Here is a 20,062-nt window from a genome sequence, read left to right on the forward strand (position 1 = left end):
GCGAAGGGCCGGGGCCGCCGTCGAGGGCCTCGGTCAGCCGTCGCCGGGGCGGCGGCGGGCGCGGCGCTCCCGGCGCTCCTCGCGGTGGTGGTTCATCAGGTCGCGGTGCCCCTCCAGCATGCGGTGGTGGGCGCTCTCGATGTTCTCGCGGAACTCCGCGTGGAGCTCGCGGCGGGCCGCCCTGCGGTCCCGCTTGTCCAGGCGGCGCTCCTCCTTCAGCCGGCGGCGCTCCGCCCGGGTCGGTTTGCGTTCGACGCCCACGCCGCCCCAGAAGGCGAACCCGGTGATGACCACCCGGGGCGCGCCCGGTTCCGCCGGGACGCCCTCCTCGCGGTGGTCGAAGCCGCCCATCACGCCGATCCCGCGCACCACGACCTCGACGCCGGGCGGCACGACGACGTTCACGCCGCCCATCACGGCGACGCAGTTGATCCGGACCTCCCGGTCGGCGAAGTACGCCTCGCGCAGGTCGATGTCGCCGCCGCCCCAGAAGGCGAAGCAGTTGAAGCGGCGCGGCACCGTCCAGTGGCCCTTGCGCTGGAAGCCGGACATCACCGCGACGCCCCACTCGGACGTCCCCTCCCCGCCGGTGATCCGGTCCGCCCAGCCGCCGTCGCCCCCGGGTTCCTGGATCAGGGAGACGGACGGTCCGGCCGGCAGGTCGCGGGTGATCGGCTCCAGTTCCCCGTAGGTGCGGGCCTTGTACGTGGCGTCCAGGCGGTCCTCGAACTCCGTCATGTCCAGCCGGCCCTCCGCGAGGGCGTCCCGCAGGACCTCGGCCACTCGCTCACGGTCGGCGTCGGAGGCGCGCAGCTCCGGGGCATCGTCGGTCATACGGTCAGCCTACGGATTCCCCCGGCCCGGCACTACGCCGTCGCCCGCCCCCGACCACCCCGCCGCCCGCCCTCCGGCCGCGCCTGCCCCTCGCCCGGTGCTACGCCGTCGCCCTCTCCTGCGCGTACATGCGCGCGATGACGGCCTCGATGTCCGGCTCCCGCACCGACAGGTCGACCAGCGGGTACTCCGCCGCGATCCGCGCCACCAGCGGCGCCGCCGACGCCGACGCCGGGAACGCCAGCCACTGACGCGGCCCCTCGACCCGCACGACCCGCGCGGGCGGCGGCACGTCGACGGGCGGCAGTTCGCGCTCCAGGTCGACCACGAGGGTGCGCTCGCTCTCGCCCGCCTGGTGCAGGCCGGCGAGCGGGCCGTCGTACATCAGCCGGCCGTGGTCGATGACCATCACGCGGGAGCACACCTGCTCGATGTCCTGGAGGTCGTGCGTGGTCAGCAGCACCGTCGTGCCGCGCTCGGCGTTCAGGTCGCGCAGGAACTCCCGCACCCTGGCCTTGGACACGACGTCCAGGCCGATGGTCGGCTCGTCCAGGTACAGCACCTCGGGGTCGTGCAGCAGCGCCGCCGCGATGTCGCCGCGCATCCGCTGGCCGAGCGAGAGCTGACGGACCGGGACGTCCAGCAGGCCGCCCAGTTCGAGGAGTTCCACGCAGCGGTCGAGGTTCTCGCGGTAACGGGCCCCGGGGATGCGGTACATGCGGTGCACCAGGCGGTACGAGTCGATCAGCGGCAGGTCCCACCACAGGGTGGTGCGCTGCCCGAACACCACGCCGATCCGGTGCGCCAGGCGGGCCCGCTCCCGCGACGGGTCGATGCCGGCGACCCGCAGCCGGCCGCCGCTCGGGGTGAGGATGCCCGTCAGCATCTTGATCGTGGTCGACTTGCCGGCGCCGTTCGGGCCGATGTAGCCGACCATCTCGCCGCGCGCCACGGAGAAGGAGAGCGAGTCGACCGCCCGCACCTGCTGCCGCTCCCGCCGCAGGAAGCCCGCCTTCCTCCGAACGTCGAACACCTTCTCGACGGCGTTTAGTTCGATGAACGCGCCGCCGCCCCTCCCGGCCCCACCCGATCCGCCGGCGCCGCCGACCCCGTCGATCCCGCTGTCCGTCATGACCGCCCTAACTCCCCGTGCTCCGGTACGAACGAAGACCCGCCCGCCACGCCGCCCCGGCGAGCGCACCACACCCCACCGCCACCAGAGGCGGCGCGAACGCCACCCACTCCGGCAGCCCCAGCGGATACGGCCGCCCCAGCACATACGCGGCCGGCACCCAGTTGACGAAGGCCAGCGGCAGCACGAACGTCACCCCGCGCACCAGCTCCCTGCCGAACACCGTCGGCGGATACTGGAGCATCGTCGTGCCCCCGTACGTGAACGCGTTCTGCACCTCCGACGCGTCCTGCGCCACGAACTGGAACGCCGCCCCCGCCACGAACACCGCGCAGAAGATCCCGCACCCGCTCACCACCATCACCGGCATCAGCAGCACCTTCGCCGGCGTCCAGTCCACGTCCAGCGAAGCCAGCGCATACCCCAGCACCAGCGACGCCTGCACGATCCGGCCCAGCCGGCGCAGCGCGAACCGGTCCGCGCACACCTGCGCCAGCACCGGCGCCGGACGCACCAGCAGCGTGTCCAGCGTGCCGTCGCGCACCCGCCGCCCCAGCCGCTCCGCCGACCCGATCGCCAGATCCGCGAACCCGAACGCCAGATTGGTCAGCCCGTACAGGAACGCGATCTCGGGCAGCGAGTAGCCGCCGAGCGCGTCCACACGGGAGAACATCAGCAGGATCGCCACGAAGTCCAGCCCCGTCGCCAGGAAGTTGCCCAGCGTCGTCATGGCGAAGGAAGCCCGGTACGCCATGGTGGAACGGACCCACATCCCGGCGATCAGCCGGTACGCCCGCAGCCCCTCCCCCACCCGGGTCACGTCAGCCACCCTGCACCACCACCCGCCGCGTCGCCGCCGACTGCACCAGCCGCCCCGCCCCCAGCAGCGCCACCGCCCACGCCCCCTGGAACGCGAACGTGCCCCACACATCGGCCCGCCCCAGCAGCACATCCGCCGGCGCCTGCAGCAGCGACGCCCACGGCAGCGCCCGCACGACCTCCCCCAGCGCCCCCGGGAACAGGTTCAGCGGCAGCAGCATCCCCGAGCAGAAGAACCCGACCAGCATCCCCATCTGCGACACCCCCGTGCCGTCCAGCAGCCAGAACGCCGACAGCGCCATCAGGTACCGGATGCCGAAGCTCACCACCATCCCCAGCACCACCGCCACCAGCGCCGCCGCCCACGTCCCCGCCTCCGACGGCAACGCCACGTCGAACACCAGCGCACCGAACGCGAACGGCGCCACCCCGCGCCCCAGCAACTGGAACATCGCCCGCCCCACGTCCGAGGCCAGCCACCACAACTGCAGGTCCGCCGGACGGTACAGGTCGATCGCCACGTCCCCCGTACGGATGCGCTCCATCAGCTCCGTCTCGAAACCCCCGCCCCCGATCGCGAGCGTCGACAGCAGCGCCTGCCCCAGCCACACATAGGTCACGGCCTGCGCCTGGTCGTACCCGCCGAGGCCCGGCCTCTCGTCCCACAGCGCCAGATAGGTGTAGACGAGGATCAGCCCGAACACGGTGTTCGTGAACACGCCCGCCGCCGTCGCCACCCGGTAGGTCGCGTACCGCCGGAAGCCGCCCACCGCGACCGACAGGTACAGCCGCCCCGCGCCCACACCGACCGCCTCCCGCACCGCCCGACACCGAAGCGCAGGAGCCTACTGGCCGCCGCCGACGGCACGCCACGCAATTTCCCGCCGGACGCGTGCCGCGATCAGGGAACGGATCGCTTGGTGCGAGAGTCTTCAACCAGGGGACGTACGGCAGGAAGACGTGAATCAGGAGTCCGTGCACGACATGAGCGACGAGCCGCAGCCGAAACCGCAGCAGCCGGTGGTCCAGGGCCTCACGGGGCCCGGGAAGAAGCCCGGGCGGCCCCGGCGCACCGGCTGGCGCAGGATCATCCCCACCTGGCGCACCGTACTCGGCACCTTGATCATCGCCGGCATGCTGCTCGTCGGCGGCTTCGTCCTCGGCTACTCCCTGGTCCACATCCCGCCGGCCAACGCGCTCGCCGTCCAGCAGAGCAACGTCTACCTCTACGCCGACGGCTCCCAGCTCGCCCGCGACGGCGAGGTCAACCGCGAGAACGTCCGGCTCGCACAGGTCTCCAAGGCCGCCCAGCACGCCGTACTCGCCGCCGAGGACCGCGACTTCTACACCGAGTCCGCCGTCGACCCCAAGGCCATGGTGCGCGCCGCCTGGAACACCGCCACCGGCAAGGGCCGCCAGTCCGGGTCCACCATCACCCAGCAGTACGTGAAGAACTACTACCTCGCCCAGGAACAGACCCTCACCCGCAAGGCGAAGGAGTTCTTCATCGCGATCAAACTCGACCGTGAGAAGAGCAAGGCCGACATCCTCGAGGGCTACCTCAACACCAGCTACTTCGGCCGCAACGCCTACGGCATCCAGGCCGCCGCGCAGGCCTACTACGGCATCGACGCCAAGGACCTCGACGCCGCACGCGGCGCCTACCTCGCCGCCCTGCTCAACGCGCCCAGCGAGTACGACGTCGTCGCCCACCCCCAGAACCGGCGCGCCGCCGAGGCCCGCTGGCGCTACGTGCTCGACGGCATGGTCAAGGAAGGCTGGCTCGGCAGCGCCGAGCGGGCCGGCCTCGACTTCCCCATGCCGAAGGAGGCCACCGTCTCCACCGGCCTGTCCGGGCAGCGCGGCTACCTCGTGGACGCCGTCCAGGAATACCTGACCGGGCACGGCGTCGTCAGCGAGGAGGAACTCGAAGCGGGCGGCTACCGGATCACCACCACCCTGGAGAAGCCCAAGCAGGACGCCTTCGTGAAGGCCGTCAACGACAAACTCGTCTCCCGCCTCGACGAGAGCCGCAAGGTCGACACGTACGTCCGCGCGGGCGGCGCCTCCGTCGACCCCAGGACCGGCAGGGTCGTCGCGATGTACGGCGGCATCGACTACGTCAAGCAGTACACCAACGGCGCCACCCGACGGGACTTCCAGGTCGGCTCCACCTTCAAGCCCTTCGTCCTCACCGCCGCCGTCCACCACGACTCCACCACCCAGGACGGCCGCGTCATCACCCCCGACACCGTCTACGACGGCACCAGCGAACGCCCCGTCGAAGGCTGGACCGGCTCGTACGCCCCCGAGAACGAGGACCAGGTCTCCTACGGCGACATCAGCGTCCGCGAGGCCACCGACAAGTCCGTCAACTCCGTCTACGCGCAGATGGCCGTCGACGTCGGCCCCCAGAAGGTCAAGGACACCGCCGTCGACCTCGGCCTCTCCCCCGACACCCCCAGCCTCCACGCCGGCCCCTCCGTCGCCCTCGGCACCGCCACCGCGAGCGCCCTGGACATGGCCGAGGCCTACGCCACCCTCGCCAACCACGGCGAACACGGCACCTACACCATGGTCGAGAAGATCACCAAGGACGGCGCAGAGATCCCCCTGCCCGAGCGCGGAACCCGGCAGGCGGTGACCCGGGAGGCCGCCGACACCACCACCGCCGTCCTGCGCAGCGTCGTCCGCAACGGCACCGGCACCGAGGCCCAGGCCGCCGGCCGCCCCGCGGCCGGCAAGACCGGCACCGCCGAGGAGGACACCGCCGCCTGGTTCGCCGGCTACACCCCCGACCTCGCCACGGTCGTCGCCGTCATGGGCCAGGACCCCGTGACCGCCGACCACAAGCCCCTCTACGGCGCCCTCGGCCTGCCCCGCGTCAACGGCGGCGGCCCGCCCGCACAGATCTGGGCCCAGTACACCCGCGAGGCACTGAAGGACACCCCCGCCACCGACTTCGACCTGCGCGTCCAGGACGGCCGCACCGACGAGTGGCAGATCCCGGACATCCCCGACGACACCGGCGCCCCCGAGCCCGAGGAACCCTCCGACGGCGGCGGCACGACCACGGGAGGCGACGACGACGGCGGCCGGACCGACAGCCCCACCACACCCGGCGGCGGCACCACGACCACCACGGGCGGCACGGCCACCGACGGCGGCGCCACCACCGGCGGACCCGTCACGGGCGGCGCCACCACCGACGGCGGCACCACCACCGACGGCGGCGCCACCACGGACGGCGGCGCCACGGCCGGCACCGACACCGGCGGCACCACGACGGGCGGCCTCCCCGGAGGCACGGCGGACGGCGGCACCACAACGGGCACGACCGGCACGACCACGGGGACAGGCCCTGGACCGGGGCCGGTGACAAGCCGCAGACAGTGATCCGCACAGGCCGACGGGACCGGCGACGAACGTCGCCGGTCCCGTCCTCTCCCCGCTGCGGGGAACTACAGATACAACCCCGTCGAGTCCTCGGACCCCTCGAACCGGTCCGCGGCCACGGCGTGCAGATCGCGCTCGCGCATCAGCACGTACGCCACGCCCCGCACCTCCACCTCGGCACGGTCCTCCGGGTCGTACAGAACCCGGTCCCCGGGCTCCACCGTCCGCACGTTCTGCCCCACCGCCACGACCTCCGCCCACGCCAGCCGACGGCCCACGGCCGCCGTGGCGGGAATCAGAATGCCGCCGCCGGAACGCCGCTCACCCTCACTGGTGTCCTGCCGCACGAGCACACGGTCGTGCAACATCCGGATGGGCAGCTTGTCGGGATGGGTGCTGTCGTCGTTTCTGTTGGCGCTCACGCCTGTGAACCTACCTGCCTCGGCCGAATGCGTACGCGAGAGGGTCGCATCAGCGCCGACGCCGCCGGCCGCCGGCCACGAACAGGCCGACCACGCCCACGGCCACCAGCGCGACGGGCAGCACACGCGACATCCGGGGCGCGCCCTCCTCGTCCACGAACTGCGCCCGCACGTCCGTCAGCGCCCGGTTCACCTGGACGTACGCCCGGCCCAGCGTGTGGTCGATGTTCGAGGCCACCTTGGCCTTGGCGTCCCCGACGATCGTCTTCGGATGCACCCGCACCCCGATCTCGTCGAGCGTCTCGGCCAGCATCGCCCGGCGGCGCTTGATGTCCGCCTCGATCTGCGCCGGGGTTCTCGTGTCCGACGTGTCCGCCACGGTGGGGCCTCCGAAGTCAACCGATGCATGCTTCTTCCGGACAGTCTGTCAGTTCCCCGGCTGCCCGCACCGTGCACACCCCCGGTTACGCTGGTCCGATGAGCGAGCGACTCCAGCCCGGGGACGTGGCCCCCGACTTCACCCTGCCCGACGCCGACGGCAACGACGTCTCCCTGGCGGACCACCGGGGCCGCAAGGTCATCGTCTACTTCTACCCGGCCGCCCTGACACCGGGCTGCACCAAGCAGGCCTGCGACTTCACCGACAACCTCGACCTCCTGGCCGGCGCCGGCTACGACGTCCTCGGCATCTCCCCGGACACCCCCGAGAAGCTCGCGAAGTTCCGCGAGAAGGAGTCCCTCAAGGTCACCCTCCTGGCCGACCCGGACCACAAGGTCCTCGACGCGTACGGCGCGTACGGCGAGAAGAAGAACTACGGCCGCACCTACCTGGGCGTCATCCGCTCCACGATCGTGGTGGACGAGGAGGGCAAGGTCGAGCGTGCCCTGTACAACGTCCGCGCGACGGGGCACGTCGCCAAGATCATCAAGGATCTGGGCGTCTGACCGTCCTCGTCCTGCCGCGAGAACGTGCGGCTGCTGTGCCCCAACTGCCACGCGATTACCAGCACCTGGTGCAGGGGAGGCTCAGGCCGACGCGGAGTTCCCGGTACCATGGCAGGCGCTGGCGGCGGTGGCGCAATGGCGACGCAGCAGACTTAGGATCTGTGGCCCTTGATCGGGCTTGAGGGTTCGAATCCCTTCCGCCGCACATGAATGGCCTGCGAATCGAAGGGTGATTCGCAGGCCATTGCGCCTCAGCCCAGCAGCTCCCTGACCACCGGCACCAGCGCCCGGAACGCCTTCCCCCGGTGGCTGATCGCGTTCTTCTCCTGCGGCGTCAGTTCCGCGCACGTCCTCGTCTCGCCCTCCGGCTGGAGGATCGGGTCGTAGCCGAAGCCGCCCGTGCCGGCCGGGGTGTGGCGGAGGGTGCCGCTCAGGCGGCCCTCGACCACGCGTTCCGTGCCGTCGGGGAGGGCCAGGGCGGCGGCGCAGGCGAAGTGGGCGCCGCGGTGTTCGTCGGCGATGTCGGAGAGCTGGGCGAGGAGCAGGTCGAGGTTGGCCTGGTCGTCGCCGTGGCGGCCGGACCAGCGGGCGGAGAAGATGCCGGGGGCGCCGCCCAGGACGTCGACGCACAGGCCGGAGTCGTCGGCGACGGCGGGCAGGCCGGTGGCCCTGGCCAGGGCGTGGGCCTTGAGCAGGGCGTTCTCGGCGAAGGTGATGCCGGTTTCGCGGACGTCGGGGATCTCCGGGAAGGCGTCCGCGCCGACGAGGTCGTGGGTCAGGCCTGCGTCGGCGAGGATCGCCTTCAGTTCGGTGAGCTTGCCGGCGTTGCGGGTGGCGAGGATCAGGCGGGTCATGGGCACCAGTATCAGGGGGTGCAGACCTTCGTGAGTTCGCCGGCCGCGTCGGTGACGGGGCTGATGTCGGGGGTCTCGTCGCCGTTCTCGACGGCCGTGCGGACGTTGTTCACGGCCTGTTCGAGGTCCTGAACGGCCTTTTCGACGTCGGCGTTGTCGGTCTTGTCGCCGATTTCGCCGAGGTTCTTCTCGATGGCGTCGAGGGATTCCTGCAGTTGTGTCGGGTCGTTGGCGGCGGACTCGACGGCCTGCTGGAGGTCGGTGACGCTGTCGGCGATGGCGTCGGCGGTCTGGACGCAGTCGAGGGCCTTGTCGACGGCGGCGCAGCCGGTGGTGAGTCCGGCGGTGAGGGCGATCGCGGCCATGGTGGCGGCGACGGCTGCGGTGCGGCGACGGCTGCGGCTCGCGGCCATGGAACGGTTCCTCCCTGCTGGCCCGGGTGGGCCACTGTCGGCTGGCCGGGCGCGCGGGGTTGAGCCGTGCGCCCGTGGTTGTTCAGACGCTGTGGTGGGCGGCGTGGTTGCCACCGGCCGCCGCCCGTCCCGCGGTTTTCTAGAGTTCGAGTGCGGTGCGCTGGAGTGCGGCGAGTTCGGTGCAGCCGGTGACGGCGAGGTCGAGGAGTGCGTCGAGTTCCTGGCGGGCGAAGGGTTCGGCTTCGGCGGTGCCCTGGACTTCGACGAAGCGTCCGTCGCCGGTGCAGACGACGTTCATGTCGGTGTCGGCGCGTACGTCTTCCTCGTAGCAGAGGTCGAGGAGGGGGGTGCCGGCGACGATGCCGACGGAGACGGCGCTGACGGTTCCGGTGAGGGGCTTGCGGCCGGGCTTGATCAGTTTCTTGCCCTGGGCCCAGCCGATGGCGTCGGCGAGGGCGACGTAGGCGCCGGTGATGGCGGCGGTGCGGGTGCCGCCGTCGGCCTGGAGGACGTCGCAGTCGAGGACGACGGTGTTCTCGCCGAGGGCTTTGTAGTCGATGACGGCGCGCAGGGAGCGGCCGATGAGGCGGGAGATCTCGTGGGTGCGGCCGCCGATGCGGCCTTTGACGGCTTCGCGGTCGCCGCGGGTGTTGGTGGCGCGGGGGAGCATGGCGTATTCGGCGGTGACCCAGCCTTCGCCGCTGCCCTTGCGCCAGCGCGGCACGCCTTCGGTGACGGAGGCGGTGCACAGGACCTTGGTGTCGCCGAAGGAGACGAGGACGGAGCCTTCGGCGTGCTTGCTCCAGCCGCGTTCGATGGTGACGGGGCGGAGCTGTTGGGGGGTGCGGCCGTCGATTCGAGACATGGGGTGAGCCTAGTGGCATGCGGAAGGGGCCCTTCCCCGGCCGGTGGCGGGAATGGGCCCCTGGGTGGGCCGGTGGGGCTCACATCATGTCTTCGATGTCCGCGGCGATGGGGTCGGCGTCGGTGCCGATGACGACCTGGACGGCGCTGCCCATCTTGACGACGCCGTGGGCGCCGGCGTTCTTGAGGGCGGCGTCGTCGACCAGGGAGGCGTCGTTGACTTCGACGCGCAGCCGGGTGATGCAGCCCTCGATCTCCTCGATGTTGTCGATGCCACCGAGCCCGGCGACGATCTTCTCAGCCTTGCTGGCCATGTCCTTCTCCCTGGTGCGCGGTCGCTTTGTGGCAGTAACCCACAGTCGGCCCATCTTCGCGAGCGGCGGTCCGGTGGGTGCCGTGATGATGGCGCCACGGTGGCGGACCTCCGGCGACTGGTCTACACCACGGGGTGGACGGTCGCCAAACGTCGGGGAAGTGCGGGTTCCTCTTCCTTGCCGCGTCGTGCTACAACAGGTCTACACCAGTCTGGTGTAGACCATCTCCGCGTACTGCCCTCATGGGCGGCGCCTTGCCTCCCCCGGTCCTCGGCCGGGGGCACCCCCAGGAGGAAGTTGTGACCGACGCCGGCGCCGCTCCCGCGGCCGACGAGAAGAAGAGCCGGGGCTCCCGCGTGATGGCGCAGCTGCAGCGCATCGGCCGCAGCCTGATGCTGCCGGTGGCGGTGCTGCCGGCGGCGGCGCTGCTGGTTCGCTTCGGCAACGCGGACATGCTGGGCGACCCGGAGTACCCGGCCTTCCTGACGAAGATCGCGGGCTTCATGACGGCCGGCGGCAACGCCATTCTCGACAACATGGCGCTGCTGTTCGCGGTGGGCATCGCGATCGGCTTCGCGAAGAAGTCGGACGGTTCGACGGCCCTGTCGGCGGTGGTCGGCTACCTGGTCTTCAAGAGCGTGCTGGGCACCTTCACCGACGGCAATCTGCCCAAGAAGGAAGCCATAGTCGACGGCAAGATCGTCATGGTGGAGCAGGCGGTGGACGCCAAGGTCCTCGGCGGCGTCGTCATGGGCCTGGTCGTCGCCCTGCTCTACCAGCGTTTCCACCGCACCAAGCTGCCCGGCTGGGCGGGGTTCTTCGGCGGCCGTCGCCTGGTCCCGATCCTGTCGGCCTTCGCGGGTCTGGTCATCGGCATCGTCTTCGGTTACATCTGGCCGGTTCTCGGCGCGGGTCTGCACAACTTCGGCGAGTGGCTGGTCGGCTCGGGCGCGGTGGGCGCCGGCATCTTCGGTGTGGCCAACCGTGCGCTGATCCCGGTCGGCATGCACCACCTGCTGAACTCCTTCCCGTGGTTCCAGGCGGGCGAGTACGAGGGCAAGAGCGGCGACATCGCCCGCTTCCTGGCCGGCGACCCGACGGCGGGCCAGTTCATGACCGGCTTCTTCCCGATCATGATGTTCGCGCTGCCCGCCGCCTGCCTGGCGATCGTGCACTGCGCCCGCCCCGAGCGCCGCAAGGTCGTCGGCGGCATGATGTTCTCCCTGGCGCTGACCTCGTTCCTCACCGGCGTGACCGAGCCGATCGAGTTCACGTTCATGTTCATCGCGCCGGTGCTCTACGCCGTTCACGCCGTCCTCACCGGCGTCTCGATGGCGCTGACCTGGGCGCTGGGCATGAAGGACGGCTTCGGCTTCTCGGCCGGTGCGATCGACTTCGTCCTGAACCTGGGCATCGCGACCAACCCGTGGGGCCTGGCCCTGGTCGGCGTCGGCTTCGGTGCGGTGTACTACGTGGTCTTCCGCTTCGCGATCACGAAGTTCAACCTGCCGACGCCGGGCCGCGAGTCCGACGAGGAACTGGCCGAGCTGCAGAAGGCGGAGGCCAAGTAGCGGCGGGCCGGAACATGCGTGCCGAGGGCCCCGGATCGGACGGATCCGGGGCCCTCGGCCTGTCCGCGGCTAGATGTCGTACGACCGTCCCGGCGCCGCCAGCTCGACCGGCCCGCGGTACACCGCGCGGGCGTCGGCGAGGTTCACCTCGGGGTCGGTCCACGGGGGGATGTGGGTGAGGAGCAGGCGGCGGGCGCCCGCCCGGGTCGCCGTCTCTCCCGCCTCGCGGCCGTTGAGGTGGAGGTCGGGGATGTCCTCCTTGCCGTGCGTGAAGGCGGCCTCGCACAGGAACAGGTCGGCGTCCCGGGCGAGTTCGTCGAGGGCCGCGCTGACGCCGGTGTCGCCGGAGTAGGTCAGGGTCCGTCCGCCGTGCTCGACGCGGATGCCGTACGCCTCCACGGGATGGGCGACCCGCTCGGTGTGCACCGTGAAGGGGCCGATGTCGAAGGTGGACGGCTTGACCGTGTGGAAGTCGAAGACCTCGCTCATCGAGGAGGCCGAGGGCGTGTCGGCGTACGCGGTGGTCAGGCGGTGTTCGGTGCCCTCGGGGCCGTAGACCGGGAGGGGGGCGCAGCGCCCGCCGTCGTGCCGGTAGTAGCGCGCCACGAAGTAGGCGCACATGTCGATGCAGTGGTCGGCGTGCAGGTGGCTGAGGAAGATCGCGTCGAGGTCGTAGAGACCGCAGTGGCGCTGCAGCTCGCCCAGGGCGCCGTTGCCCATGTCGAGGAGCAGCCGGAAGCCGTCGGCCTCTACGAGGTAGCTCGAGCAGGCCGATTCCGCGGACGGGAACGACCCCGAGCAGCCGACGACGGTGAGCTTCATGAAGCAGAAACCTCCGCTGGCGGATGTGAGAAGACGGGGGTCGTGCGGTCCGTCGAGCGTAAGGCGCGCAGCCTCCGGTCGCTCCTCCGCCAGGGGGCGTTGTGGGCGAACTCACCTGTGCTGTCACCGGTTCGGCTGGCTGCGGGGCGTGTGGGGCGCGCGGGAGGGCGCGGGGCGGGCTGTGCGCCGGTACGGTCGTCGTATGGACACGTCCTGGTGGCCGGCGGTGGCGGCGGTGGTGCTGCTCGCGGTGGCCGCCGTGCTCGCGGGCGGCTGGAGGCGGCGTCCGGCGGGGCGGCGGACCCGGCCGCCGGGGCGGGCGGAGGGGCCTGCGGGGCGGCCGCGGGCGGCGGAGATCTGGTGGGCGAACGTGCCCTACGAGGACGGTCCGGGGGCGAAGGACCGGCCGTGTCTGGTGCTGGCGGTGCGCGGGCGGCGGGCCACGGTCGCGAAGATCACCAGTAGGTACCGGGACGAGCGGTGCGGGGTGATCCCGTTGCCGCCGGGGTCGGTCGGGGACGCGCGGGGGCGGGCGAGCTTCCTGGAGACGGACGAGCTGCGGGAAGTGCCGGTGGGCGACTTCCGGCGCCGGGTCGGGGTGGTGGACCCGGTCCTGTGGGACCAGGTCCGCCACCTCACGACGTAGCGCTCACGCCCACAGCTGGCCCTGGAGGACCTCGATGGCCTCTTCGGTGGTGGCGGCGGTGTAGACGCCGGTGGAGAGGTACTTCCAGCCGCCGTCGGCGACGACGAACACGATGTCCGCGCTCTCGCCGGCCTTGACGGCCTTGTTGCCGACGCCGATCGCGGCGTGCAGCGCGGCGCCGGTGGAGACGCCAGCGAAGATGCCCTCCTGCTGGAGCAGCTCGCGGGTGCGGGTGACGGCGTCGGCGGAGCCGACGGAGAAGCGGGTGGTGAGGACGGAGGCGTCGTACAGCTCGGGGACGAAGCCCTCGTCGAGGTTGCGCAGGCCGTAGACGAGGTCGTCGTAACGCGGCTCGGCGGCGACGATCCTCACGTCCGGCTTGTGCTCGCGCAGGTAGCGGCCGACGCCCATGAGGGTGCCGGTGGTGCCGAGGCCGGCGACGAAGTGGGTGACGGACGGCAGGTCGGCGAGGATCTCCGGGCCGGTCGTGGCGTAGTGGGCGCCGGCGTTGTCCGGGTTGCCGTACTGGTAGAGCATCACCCAGTCGGGGTGCTCGGCGGCGAGTTCCTTGGCGACGCGGACGGCGGTGTTGGAGCCGCCGGCGGCCGGGCTGGAGATGATCTCGGCGCCCCACATGCCGAGCAGGTCCCGGCGTTCCTGGGAGGTGTTCTCGGGCATGACGCACACCATGCGGTAGCCCTTGAGCTTGGCCGCCATGGCGAGGGAGATGCCGGTGTTGCCGGAGGTGGGCTCCAGGATGGTGCAGCCGGGGGTGAGCCGGCCGTCCTTCTCCGCCTGCTCGATCATGTGCAGGGCGGGGCGGTCCTTGACGGAGCCGGTCGGGTTGCGGTCCTCCAGCTTGGCCCAGATCCGGACGTCGGCGGACGGCGACAGCCGCGGCAGGCGCACCAGGGGGGTGTTGCCCACCGCGGCCAGCGGGGAGTCGTATCGCATCGCCGTCAGGCCATGCCGCCGGCCACGGCCGGCAGGATCGTGACGTTGTCGCCGTCGGTGAGCTTGGTGTTGATGCCCTCGAGGAAGCGGACGTCCTCGTCGTTGAGGTAGACGTTGACGAAGCGGCGCAGCTGGTCGCCGTCCACGATGCGGGCCTGGATGCCCGAGTGGCGGGTCTCGAGGTCGGCGAACAGCTCGGCGAGGGTCTCCCCGGCGCCCTCGACGGCCTTCTGGCCGTCGGTGTACTGGCGGAGGATGGTGGGGATGCGGACCTCGATGGCCATGGCTCAGGGCTCCTGTCGGGAGAAGTCAGGTCGATAAGGCGCGCGGCGGCGCAGATACAGCAGGTCGTGCGTATGAGGGCGCCGCGGCTCACGGCCGTGCGGCGGCAGGGTCCGGCGTCAACAGATGGCGCTGGCGAGCCTGCACAGATCGACGTGCAGCCGCGCCACGAGCAGCGTGCCCGGCGTCTTTTCGCTCACGTCGTGGAAAACCATGGGCTCATCGTATCGATTCCCGGTCCGGCTCCTGGAATGTGATCCCATCCTTCGGACAGATTTCATCCGAAGTACGAGATCGCTGCGACAAGGGCGTGAGTTCGGCGGCGGCGGTCGGGCGCGGTCAGTAGCTCTCGACCACCTTGACCTCCTCTTCCGTGACCTCTCCCTCGACGATCCGGAACGAACGGAACTGGAACGGGCCGGCCTCGTCGGTGTCCGCGGTGGAGACGAGGACGTAGTGCGCGCCGGGCTCGTTGGCGTAGGAGATGTCGGTGCGGGAGGGGTAGGCCTCGGTCGCGGTGTGCGAGTGGTAGATGATCACCGGCTCCTCGTCGCGGTCGTCCATCTCGCGGTAGAGCTTGAGGAGATCGCCCGAGTCGAACTCGTAGAAGGTGGGCGAGCGGGCGGCGTTGAGCATGGGGATGAAGCGCTCGGGGCGTCCCGAGCCCACCGGTCCGGCCACCACGCCGCACGCCTCGTCGGGGTGGTCCGCGCGGGCGTGGGCGACGATCTGGTCGAACAGCACCTGGGTGATGGTCAGCATGGTGGTCAGGATAAGCGGACGGGCCGCCCTGTACCGAGGGGTGGTACGGGGCGGCCCGCATGCCGGACGCGGTGCCGTCGACCGGCGACTTCGCCGAGGGCTCGGCGGTCGGTCGCCGGCGGCTCGGCGGTCGCCGGTCGAGGGCTCGACGGCCGCCCGCCGGCGGCTCCCGGCGGCTCGTCAGCCGAGCGGGCCGGGCTGCTCCGGGGTGCGGCGTTCGGCGATCCGCGGGTTGCGGACCTTGAGGACGGACCAGCCGATCCACAGGGCGACGGCCCAGCCGGCCATCACGATCAGGCTGACGCGGGCGTCGGCGTCGCAGACGATGATGCCGGTCACGAAGATCAGGAACGCGATGGCGATGTACGAGCAGACCGCGCCGCCCGGCGCCGGGAAGGAGGAGGCCGGCAGCCGGCCCGCCTCGACCGCGCGGCGGTACAGGACGTGGCTGACCAGGATCATCAGCCAGGTCCAGATGCCGGCGGCGACGGCGACGGAGGTGACGTAGCCGAACGCCTTCTCCGGGACGACGTAGTTGAGCACCACGCCGATGCCCATGAACAGCACCGAGACGGTGATGCCGAGGGCGGGGGTGCGGGTGGCGGAGAGCTTGGTGAAGACGCGCGGGGCCTCGCCGTTGTCGGCCAGGGTGCGCAGCATGCGGCCCGTGGAGTACATGCCGGAGTTGCAGGACGACAGGGCGGCGGTGAGGACCACGAAGTTGACGATGCCGGCGCCGGCCGGGATGCCGATCTGGGCGAAGGCGGCGACGAAGGGGCTCACGCCGGGTGCGAACTCGGTCCACTTCACCACGCAGAGGATGACGGTGAGGGCGCCGACGTAGAAGAGGGCGATCCGCCAGGGCAGGGTGTTGATGGCCTTGGGGAGGGTCTTCTCGGGGTCCTCGGACTCGCCGGCGGTGACGCCGACCAGCTCGACGGCGAGGTAGGCGAACATGACGCCCTGGAGGGTCATCAGGGAGGAGCCGACGCCCTTGGGGAAGAAGCCGTCGAAGGCCCAGAGGTTGGAGACGGCGGCGGTGTCGCCGGCCGCGCTGAAACCGAAGGTGAGCACACCGAGGCCGATGACGATCATGCCCATCAGGGCGGTGACCTTGACCATCGAGAACCAGAACTCGATCTCGCCGAACAGCTTGACGGAGATCAGGTTGGCGGCGAAGAGGATCACCAGGAAGACCAGTGCCGTGACCCACTGGGGGACGGCCGGCCACCAGTAGTTGACGTAGATCGCGGCGGCCGTCAGCTCGGCCATGCCGGTGACGACCCACATCAGCCAGTACGTCCAGCCGGTGAAGTAGCCGAAGAACGGGCCGAGGAACTCGCGGGAGTACTCGGCGAACGAGCCCGACACGGGGCGGTAGAGCAGCAGCTCGCCCAGGGCCCGCATGATGAAGAAGATGATCACGCCGGCGAGGGCGTACATCAGGATCAGACTGGGCCCGGCCTTGGCGATGTTCGCCCCGGCGCCCAGGAAGAGGCCGACGCCGATGGCGCCGCCGATGGCGATCATCTGGACCTGGCGGCTGCCGAGTCCGCGTTCGTAGCCCTCTTCCGAGGTGTGCTGGTTGTCGACCTTCACGGAGGCCATGCAGTGCGCCTTTCTCCATCCCGCCCCGCGGCCTCTCGTCGGCCTCGGACCGGGTCACGATCCCCCCGGATGTTCTGGAGCTGTTGCCTGGCCGACGGTCGTCGGCTCGGTGGCGCACCCGGCGGGACATGGGTGGTGTCGCCGGGCGGTCGTGAAGATTTATCACGGCGGCGGCAGCCGGTATCCGAGGCGCGTGTGGCGCACGGCACAGGAAAAAGGGGCAAAGCGCACCCGAGGGGTGCAAGGGCGGCCGGAGCGTTGACGGGATCGTTATCCGGATTTGAGCGTCCGCTGAGCGAACAGCCTGCCCGGAGATGTCACGTCATGTCAGGGCATGAGCGTCGTGACCAGGGTCTCCTGGAGGCCGCCGAGCCAGAGATAGGCCATCACCATCGGCTTGCGCGGGTCCTCGTCCGGCAGCCGGTAGAGCAGGTCGGTGTCGTCCTCGTCGGTGATCTCCAGCCGGGCGGCGATGGCCAGGCGCAGGTCGTTGAGGGCGCCGAGCCACTGCCGGGACTGGTCCGGGGAGAGCTGGAGAACGGCGCCGCCGTCCTCGCCGGGAGCCAGGGCGTCCAGGGTGCGGATGACCGCGAGGGCGTTGTCCCGCTTGCCGGCGCGCAGGTCGTTCTCGGTGTAGCGGCGGAACTCGGCGGAGTACGCCTTGCGCTCCTCGGCGTCCACGGCGGAGTCGGGCGTGCGCTCGGGGTCGGTGTAGGCGTCGGGGAAGAGGCGGCGCAGCACCGGGTCGGAGGGGGGCTCGCTGGGGCCCTCGGAGAACAGTTCGGCGAGCGGGTCGGCGTCGGCGTCCTCGGCGGGGCCGGGACCGATGAGCTCCAGGAGCTGCAGGGCGAGGGAGCGGATGATGGAGATCTCGACCTCGTCGAGCGCGACGGCCGCGCCGCCGCCGGGGAGCGGTTCGAAGGTTCCTGGCATGGCGGCGTTCGCTACTTCCGGTCCTGCTGGAGGGTGGCCCACAGTCCGTAGCCGTGCATGGCCTGCACGTCGCGTTCCATCTCCTCGCGACTGCCGCTGGAGACGACCGCCCGGCCCTTGTGGTGGACGTCGAGCATGAGCTTGGTGGCCTTGTCCTTGGAGTAGCCGAAGTACGTCTGGAAGACGTACGTCACGTAGCTCATGAGGTTGACCGGGTCGTTGTGGACGATCGTGACCCAGGGGACGTCCGGCTCGGGAACGGCAGAGACCTCCTCCGCCGACTCGGTGCGTTCGATCTCGATGGGAGCGGCTGACGTCACCTCTCCATGCTGCCATGCCCGCCATAAATCGTCACACTGACGAGAATGGGGTATCCTTCTTGCCATGAACACAGCGGACCTTGGGCTGCCGGTGGAAGTCCCCTCGACGGCTCTTTTCACGGACCAGTACGAGTTGACGATGCTCCAGGCCGCCCTGAAGGCGGGCACCGCCGGGCGGCGCAGCGTTTTCGAGGTCTTCACCCGGCGGCTGCCGGAGGGGCGCCGGTACGGCGTGGTGGCGGGCACCGGGCGGGTGCTGGACGCCGTGGAGAACTTCCGCTTCGACGCGGACGTCCTCGGCTTCCTGGGCGAGCGGGGCATCGTCGGCCCCGAGACCCTGGAGTGGCTGGCCGGATACCGGTTCACCGGCGACATCTGGGGCTACCCGGAGGGCGAGGTGTACTTCCCGGGCTCGCCGGTGCTGCGGGTGGAGGGCAGCTTCGCGGAGTGCGTGCTGCTGGAGACGGTGATCCTGTCGATCCTCAACCACGACTCGGCGATCGCCGCCGCCGCGTCCCGGATGTCGTCGGCGGCCGGGGACCGCCCGCTGATCGAGATGGGCGCCCGGCGCACCCACGAGCTGGCCGCGGTGGCCGCCGCCCGCGCCGCCTACGTCGGCGGCTTCTCCTCGACCTCGGACCTGGCGGCCGGTTTCCGCTACGGCATCCCGACGGTCGGCACCTCCGCCCACGCCTTCACCCTCCTGCACGACCGCGAGCGGGACGCCTTCCGGGCACAGGTCAACACCATGGGCCGGGGCACCACCCTCCTGGTGGACACCTACGACGTCACCGAGGCCGTCCGCACGGCCGTGGAGGTGGCCGGTCCCGGGCTCGGCGCGGTGCGGATCGACTCCGGCGACCTGCTGCTGGTCGCGCACCGGGTGCGCCGGCAGCTGGACGAGCTGGGCGCCACGGACACGCGGATCATCGTCACCTCGGACCTGGACGAGTACGCCATCGCCTCGCTGGCGGCGGCGCCCGTGGACGCCTACGGGGTCGGCACCCAGCTGGTCACCGGCTCCGGGCACCCCACCAGCTCGATGGTCTACAAGCTGGTCGCCCGCGCCGCCTCCGCCGACCCGGACGCGCCCCTGGTGCCGGTGGCCAAGAAGTCCACGGGCGGCAAGAGCTCCCTCGGCGGCCGCAAGTGGGCCGCGCGCCGCCCCGACGAGCAGGGCGTCGCCGAGGCCGAGGTCGTCGGCACCGGCCCGGTCCCGGCGCATCTCGTCGACCACCTGCTCCAGGTGCAGCTGGTCAAGGGGGGCGAGGTCCTCACGCGCGAGCCCCTGGACGCACCCCGCGACCGCCACATCGCCGCCCGAGCCGCCCTGCCCCTGTCCGCCACGCAGCTCTCCCGCGGGGAGCCGGTCCTGCCCACGGAACACGTGCACGGCGAGTAGACGGGGTACCCGGACATCCGGCGCGCCGCCCCTGCGCGGCCGGATGCTTCCGGAGAGCCCCTCCCGTACCACCCGCGCAGTCTCTAGGCTCGGGAGTCCAGACCCCGGCCCCCCGTACCCCGCCCACCGCAATCCTCAGCCGAAGGACACCGACCATGCGCCGCGCCTTGATCGTCGTTGACGTGCAGAACGACTTCTGCGAGGGGGGCAGCCTCCCGGTGGCCGGCGGGGCCGACGTGGCCGCCGCGATCACCGAGCTGATCGGGCAGGCCCCCGCCGGCTACCGCCATGTCGTGGCCACCCGCGACCACCACATCGCCCCCGGCGGCCACTTCGCCGACAACCCCGACTTCGTCCACTCCTGGCCCGCGCACTGCGTCGCGGGCACCGAGGGCGTCGGATTCCACCCGAACTTCGCCCCGGCGATCGCCTCCGGCGCCGTCGAGGCCGTCTTCGACAAGGGCGCCTACGCCGCCGCCTACAGCGGCTTCGAGGGCACCGACGAGAACGGCGTCGCCCTCGCCGACTGGCTGCGCGAGCGCAGCGTCGACGAGGTGGACGTCGTCGGCATCGCCACCGACCACTGCGTACGGGCCACCGCCCTGGACGCCGCCCGCGAGGGCTTCCGCACCCACGTCCTGCTCGACCTGACCGCGGGCGTGGCCCCGGACACCACCGAGCGGGCTCTGGAGGAGCTGCGCGCGGCGGGCGTGGAACTGACGGGAAAGCCGGTGGTCAGCCGGGGAGCCGCTCAGTAGCCGGGGGCCGG

24 protein-coding genes and 1 tRNA gene are annotated in these 20,062 nt (G+C 71.3%); 7 read left to right on the forward strand and 18 right to left on the reverse strand.

Annotated features, from left to right (window positions below; translation table 11 throughout):
* Positions 1-33: 33 nt before the first annotated feature.
* From ACZ6KF_RS03455 to ACZ6KF_RS03470, 4 genes are all read right to left on the reverse strand, one after another.
* Positions 34-834 (reverse strand): DUF1707 SHOCT-like domain-containing protein, encoded by an 801-nt coding sequence (locus tag ACZ6KF_RS03455; protein WP_469237111.1) that lies wholly within the window; start codon positions 832-834, stop codon positions 34-36.
* Positions 835-934: 100 nt separating this feature from the next.
* Positions 935-1,966 carry an ABC transporter ATP-binding protein gene (locus tag ACZ6KF_RS03460; RefSeq protein WP_469237112.1) on the reverse strand — a complete coding sequence of 344 codons (1,032 nt, stop codon included), beginning with the start codon at positions 1,964-1,966 and terminating at the stop codon, positions 935-937.
* Positions 1,967-1,973: 7 nt separating this feature from the next.
* Positions 1,974-2,738, reverse strand: coding sequence for an ABC transporter permease (locus ACZ6KF_RS03465; protein ID WP_469158594.1), 765 nt, complete (start codon positions 2,736-2,738; stop codon positions 1,974-1,976).
* Positions 2,739-2,787: 49 nt separating this feature from the next.
* Positions 2,788-3,588 (reverse strand): ABC transporter permease, encoded by an 801-nt coding sequence (locus ACZ6KF_RS03470; RefSeq protein ID WP_469158593.1) that lies wholly within the window; start codon positions 3,586-3,588, stop codon positions 2,788-2,790.
* A 181-nt stretch (positions 3,589-3,769) separates the two neighbouring features.
* Here ACZ6KF_RS03470 and ACZ6KF_RS03475 point away from each other — a divergent pair, with 181 nt between their 5' ends.
* Complete coding sequence (locus tag ACZ6KF_RS03475; protein WP_469177757.1) at positions 3,770-6,181, forward strand: transglycosylase domain-containing protein; 2,412 nt, start codon at positions 3,770-3,772, stop codon at positions 6,179-6,181.
* Positions 6,182-6,246: 65 nt separating this feature from the next.
* Here the strand turns inward: ACZ6KF_RS03475 and ACZ6KF_RS03480 are convergent, their stop codons facing one another.
* Together ACZ6KF_RS03480 and ACZ6KF_RS03485 are read right to left on the reverse strand one after the other, a co-directional pair.
* Positions 6,247-6,549, reverse strand: coding sequence for a GroES family chaperonin (locus ACZ6KF_RS03480; RefSeq protein ID WP_125517739.1), 303 nt, complete (start codon positions 6,547-6,549; stop codon positions 6,247-6,249).
* 103 nt (positions 6,550-6,652) lie between these two features.
* Entirely contained in the window at positions 6,653-6,982 is a 330-nt protein-coding gene (locus tag ACZ6KF_RS03485; protein WP_356627257.1) for a DUF3618 domain-containing protein, read from the reverse strand.
* Between the two features lie 98 nt (positions 6,983-7,080).
* Between ACZ6KF_RS03485 and bcp the strand changes: the two genes are divergently transcribed.
* Together bcp and ACZ6KF_RS03495 are read left to right on the forward strand one after the other, a co-directional pair.
* A complete protein-coding gene (gene bcp / locus ACZ6KF_RS03490; protein ID WP_356627256.1) occupies positions 7,081-7,548 on the forward strand; it encodes a thioredoxin-dependent thiol peroxidase in 468 nt (155 codons plus the stop codon).
* A 121-nt stretch (positions 7,549-7,669) separates the two neighbouring features.
* Positions 7,670-7,753 (forward strand) — tRNA-Leu (locus ACZ6KF_RS03495).
* A gap of 46 nt (positions 7,754-7,799) precedes the next feature.
* On the opposite strand, the gene rdgB is transcribed toward ACZ6KF_RS03495, so the two are convergent.
* The 4 genes from rdgB to ACZ6KF_RS03515 form a co-directional block, all read right to left on the reverse strand.
* The gene (gene rdgB / locus ACZ6KF_RS03500) at positions 7,800-8,402 is read right to left on the reverse strand and encodes an RdgB/HAM1 family non-canonical purine NTP pyrophosphatase (protein ID WP_356627253.1); all 603 of its coding nucleotides are present in this window, start codon (positions 8,400-8,402) and stop codon (positions 7,800-7,802) included.
* A gap of 11 nt (positions 8,403-8,413) precedes the next feature.
* Positions 8,414-8,815, reverse strand: a complete 402-nt coding sequence (locus ACZ6KF_RS03505; protein ID WP_356627252.1) for a hypothetical protein — start codon at positions 8,813-8,815, stop codon at positions 8,414-8,416.
* 139 nt (positions 8,816-8,954) lie between these two features.
* Complete coding sequence (gene rph / locus ACZ6KF_RS03510; RefSeq protein WP_356627251.1) at positions 8,955-9,680, reverse strand: ribonuclease PH; 726 nt, start codon at positions 9,678-9,680, stop codon at positions 8,955-8,957.
* Positions 9,681-9,759: 79 nt separating this feature from the next.
* Entirely contained in the window at positions 9,760-10,047 is a 288-nt protein-coding gene (locus ACZ6KF_RS03515) for a PTS sugar transporter subunit IIB (protein ID WP_356627250.1), read from the reverse strand.
* 245 nt (positions 10,048-10,292) lie between these two features.
* Between ACZ6KF_RS03515 and ACZ6KF_RS03520 the strand changes: the two genes are divergently transcribed.
* On the forward strand, positions 10,293-11,564 hold the full coding sequence (locus ACZ6KF_RS03520) for a PTS transporter subunit EIIC (protein ID WP_356627249.1): 1,272 nt from the start codon (positions 10,293-10,295) through the stop codon (positions 11,562-11,564).
* A gap of 69 nt (positions 11,565-11,633) precedes the next feature.
* Here ACZ6KF_RS03520 and ACZ6KF_RS03525 read toward each other — a convergent pair whose 3' ends face one another.
* On the reverse strand, positions 11,634-12,386 hold the full coding sequence (locus ACZ6KF_RS03525; RefSeq protein WP_356627248.1) for an MBL fold metallo-hydrolase: 753 nt from the start codon (positions 12,384-12,386) through the stop codon (positions 11,634-11,636).
* A gap of 202 nt (positions 12,387-12,588) precedes the next feature.
* On the opposite strand from ACZ6KF_RS03525, the gene ACZ6KF_RS03530 reads away from it, so the two are divergent.
* Positions 12,589-13,032, forward strand: coding sequence for a type II toxin-antitoxin system PemK/MazF family toxin (locus ACZ6KF_RS03530; protein ID WP_356627247.1), 444 nt, complete (start codon positions 12,589-12,591; stop codon positions 13,030-13,032).
* Positions 13,033-13,035: 3 nt separating this feature from the next.
* Here ACZ6KF_RS03530 and ACZ6KF_RS03535 read toward each other — a convergent pair whose 3' ends face one another.
* The 7 genes from ACZ6KF_RS03535 to clpS all read right to left on the reverse strand — a co-directional run bounded on the left by ACZ6KF_RS03535 (position 13,036) and on the right by clpS (position 17,957).
* The gene (locus ACZ6KF_RS03535) at positions 13,036-13,986 is read right to left on the reverse strand and encodes a PLP-dependent cysteine synthase family protein (protein ID WP_356627246.1); all 951 of its coding nucleotides are present in this window, start codon (positions 13,984-13,986) and stop codon (positions 13,036-13,038) included.
* Positions 13,987-13,991: 5 nt separating this feature from the next.
* Positions 13,992-14,270, reverse strand: a complete 279-nt coding sequence (locus ACZ6KF_RS03540; RefSeq protein ID WP_356627245.1) for a MoaD/ThiS family protein — start codon at positions 14,268-14,270, stop codon at positions 13,992-13,994.
* Between the two features lie 117 nt (positions 14,271-14,387).
* Positions 14,388-14,483: a putative leader peptide gene (locus ACZ6KF_RS03545; protein WP_328363763.1), complete on the reverse strand. Its 96-nt coding sequence runs from the start codon at positions 14,481-14,483 to the stop codon at positions 14,388-14,390.
* Between the two features lie 124 nt (positions 14,484-14,607).
* Positions 14,608-15,030, reverse strand: a complete 423-nt coding sequence (locus ACZ6KF_RS03550; RefSeq protein ID WP_356627244.1) for a M67 family metallopeptidase — start codon at positions 15,028-15,030, stop codon at positions 14,608-14,610.
* A 180-nt stretch (positions 15,031-15,210) separates the two neighbouring features.
* Positions 15,211-16,638 (reverse strand): amino acid permease, encoded by a 1,428-nt coding sequence (locus ACZ6KF_RS03555; protein ID WP_356627243.1) that lies wholly within the window; start codon positions 16,636-16,638, stop codon positions 15,211-15,213.
* A gap of 327 nt (positions 16,639-16,965) precedes the next feature.
* Positions 16,966-17,571 (reverse strand): DUF2017 domain-containing protein, encoded by a 606-nt coding sequence (locus ACZ6KF_RS03560; RefSeq protein WP_356627242.1) that lies wholly within the window; start codon positions 17,569-17,571, stop codon positions 16,966-16,968.
* A gap of 11 nt (positions 17,572-17,582) precedes the next feature.
* Positions 17,583-17,957, reverse strand: a complete 375-nt coding sequence (clpS, locus tag ACZ6KF_RS03565) for an ATP-dependent Clp protease adapter ClpS (RefSeq protein WP_469158400.1) — start codon at positions 17,955-17,957, stop codon at positions 17,583-17,585.
* Here clpS and ACZ6KF_RS03570 point away from each other — a divergent pair.
* Together ACZ6KF_RS03570 and ACZ6KF_RS03575 are read left to right on the forward strand one after the other, a co-directional pair.
* On the forward strand, positions 17,956-19,293 hold the full coding sequence (locus ACZ6KF_RS03570; RefSeq protein ID WP_356627240.1) for a nicotinate phosphoribosyltransferase: 1,338 nt from the start codon (positions 17,956-17,958) through the stop codon (positions 19,291-19,293). The genes clpS and ACZ6KF_RS03570 overlap by 2 nt on opposite strands.
* Positions 19,294-19,448: 155 nt before the next feature.
* A complete protein-coding gene (locus tag ACZ6KF_RS03575; protein WP_469158399.1) occupies positions 19,449-20,051 on the forward strand; it encodes an isochorismatase family protein in 603 nt (200 codons plus the stop codon).
* Positions 20,052-20,062: the final 11 nt, after the last annotated feature.

The sequence above is a fragment of the Streptomyces sp. NPDC046379 genome, assembly GCF_055587785.1.

Excerpts from the sequence above, each read along its gene's own strand:
- ACZ6KF_RS03455 (WP_469237111.1), bottom strand. The coding sequence starts at position 834 with ATGACCGACGATGCCCCGGAGCTGCGCGCCTCCGACGCCGACCGTGAG.
- ACZ6KF_RS03460 (WP_469237112.1), bottom strand. The coding sequence starts at position 1,966 with ATGACGGACAGCGGGATCGACGGGGTCGGCGGCGCCGGCGGATCGGGT.
- ACZ6KF_RS03465 (WP_469158594.1), bottom strand. The coding sequence starts at position 2,738 with ATGTGGGTCCGTTCCACCATGGCGTACCGGGCTTCCTTCGCCATGACG.
- ACZ6KF_RS03475 (WP_469177757.1), top strand. The coding sequence starts at position 3,770 with ATGAGCGACGAGCCGCAGCCGAAACCGCAGCAGCCGGTGGTCCAGGGC.
- ACZ6KF_RS03480 (WP_125517739.1), bottom strand. The coding sequence starts at position 6,549 with ATGTTGCACGACCGTGTGCTCGTGCGGCAGGACACCAGTGAGGGTGAG.
- bcp (WP_356627256.1), top strand. The coding sequence starts at position 7,081 with ATGAGCGAGCGACTCCAGCCCGGGGACGTGGCCCCCGACTTCACCCTG.
- rdgB (WP_356627253.1), bottom strand. The coding sequence starts at position 8,402 with ATGACCCGCCTGATCCTCGCCACCCGCAACGCCGGCAAGCTCACCGAA.
- ACZ6KF_RS03505 (WP_356627252.1), bottom strand. The coding sequence starts at position 8,815 with ATGGCCGCGAGCCGCAGCCGTCGCCGCACCGCAGCCGTCGCCGCCACC.
- rph (WP_356627251.1), bottom strand. The coding sequence starts at position 9,680 with ATGTCTCGAATCGACGGCCGCACCCCCCAACAGCTCCGCCCCGTCACC.
- ACZ6KF_RS03515 (WP_356627250.1), bottom strand. The coding sequence starts at position 10,047 with ATGGGCCGACTGTGGGTTACTGCCACAAAGCGACCGCGCACCAGGGAG.
- ACZ6KF_RS03525 (WP_356627248.1), bottom strand. The coding sequence starts at position 12,386 with ATGAAGCTCACCGTCGTCGGCTGCTCGGGGTCGTTCCCGTCCGCGGAA.
- ACZ6KF_RS03530 (WP_356627247.1), top strand. The coding sequence starts at position 12,589 with ATGGACACGTCCTGGTGGCCGGCGGTGGCGGCGGTGGTGCTGCTCGCG.
- ACZ6KF_RS03535 (WP_356627246.1), bottom strand. The coding sequence starts at position 13,986 with ATGCGATACGACTCCCCGCTGGCCGCGGTGGGCAACACCCCCCTGGTG.
- ACZ6KF_RS03540 (WP_356627245.1), bottom strand. The coding sequence starts at position 14,270 with ATGGCCATCGAGGTCCGCATCCCCACCATCCTCCGCCAGTACACCGAC.
- ACZ6KF_RS03545 (WP_328363763.1), bottom strand. The coding sequence starts at position 14,483 with ATGGTTTTCCACGACGTGAGCGAAAAGACGCCGGGCACGCTGCTCGTG.
- ACZ6KF_RS03550 (WP_356627244.1), bottom strand. The coding sequence starts at position 15,030 with ATGCTGACCATCACCCAGGTGCTGTTCGACCAGATCGTCGCCCACGCC.
- ACZ6KF_RS03555 (WP_356627243.1), bottom strand. The coding sequence starts at position 16,638 with ATGGCCTCCGTGAAGGTCGACAACCAGCACACCTCGGAAGAGGGCTAC.
- ACZ6KF_RS03560 (WP_356627242.1), bottom strand. The coding sequence starts at position 17,571 with ATGCCAGGAACCTTCGAACCGCTCCCCGGCGGCGGCGCGGCCGTCGCG.
- ACZ6KF_RS03570 (WP_356627240.1), top strand. The coding sequence starts at position 17,956 with ATGAACACAGCGGACCTTGGGCTGCCGGTGGAAGTCCCCTCGACGGCT.
- clpS (WP_469158400.1), bottom strand. The coding sequence starts at position 17,957 with ATGGCAAGAAGGATACCCCATTCTCGTCAGTGTGACGATTTATGGCGG.
- ACZ6KF_RS03575 (WP_469158399.1), top strand. The coding sequence starts at position 19,449 with ATGCGCCGCGCCTTGATCGTCGTTGACGTGCAGAACGACTTCTGCGAG.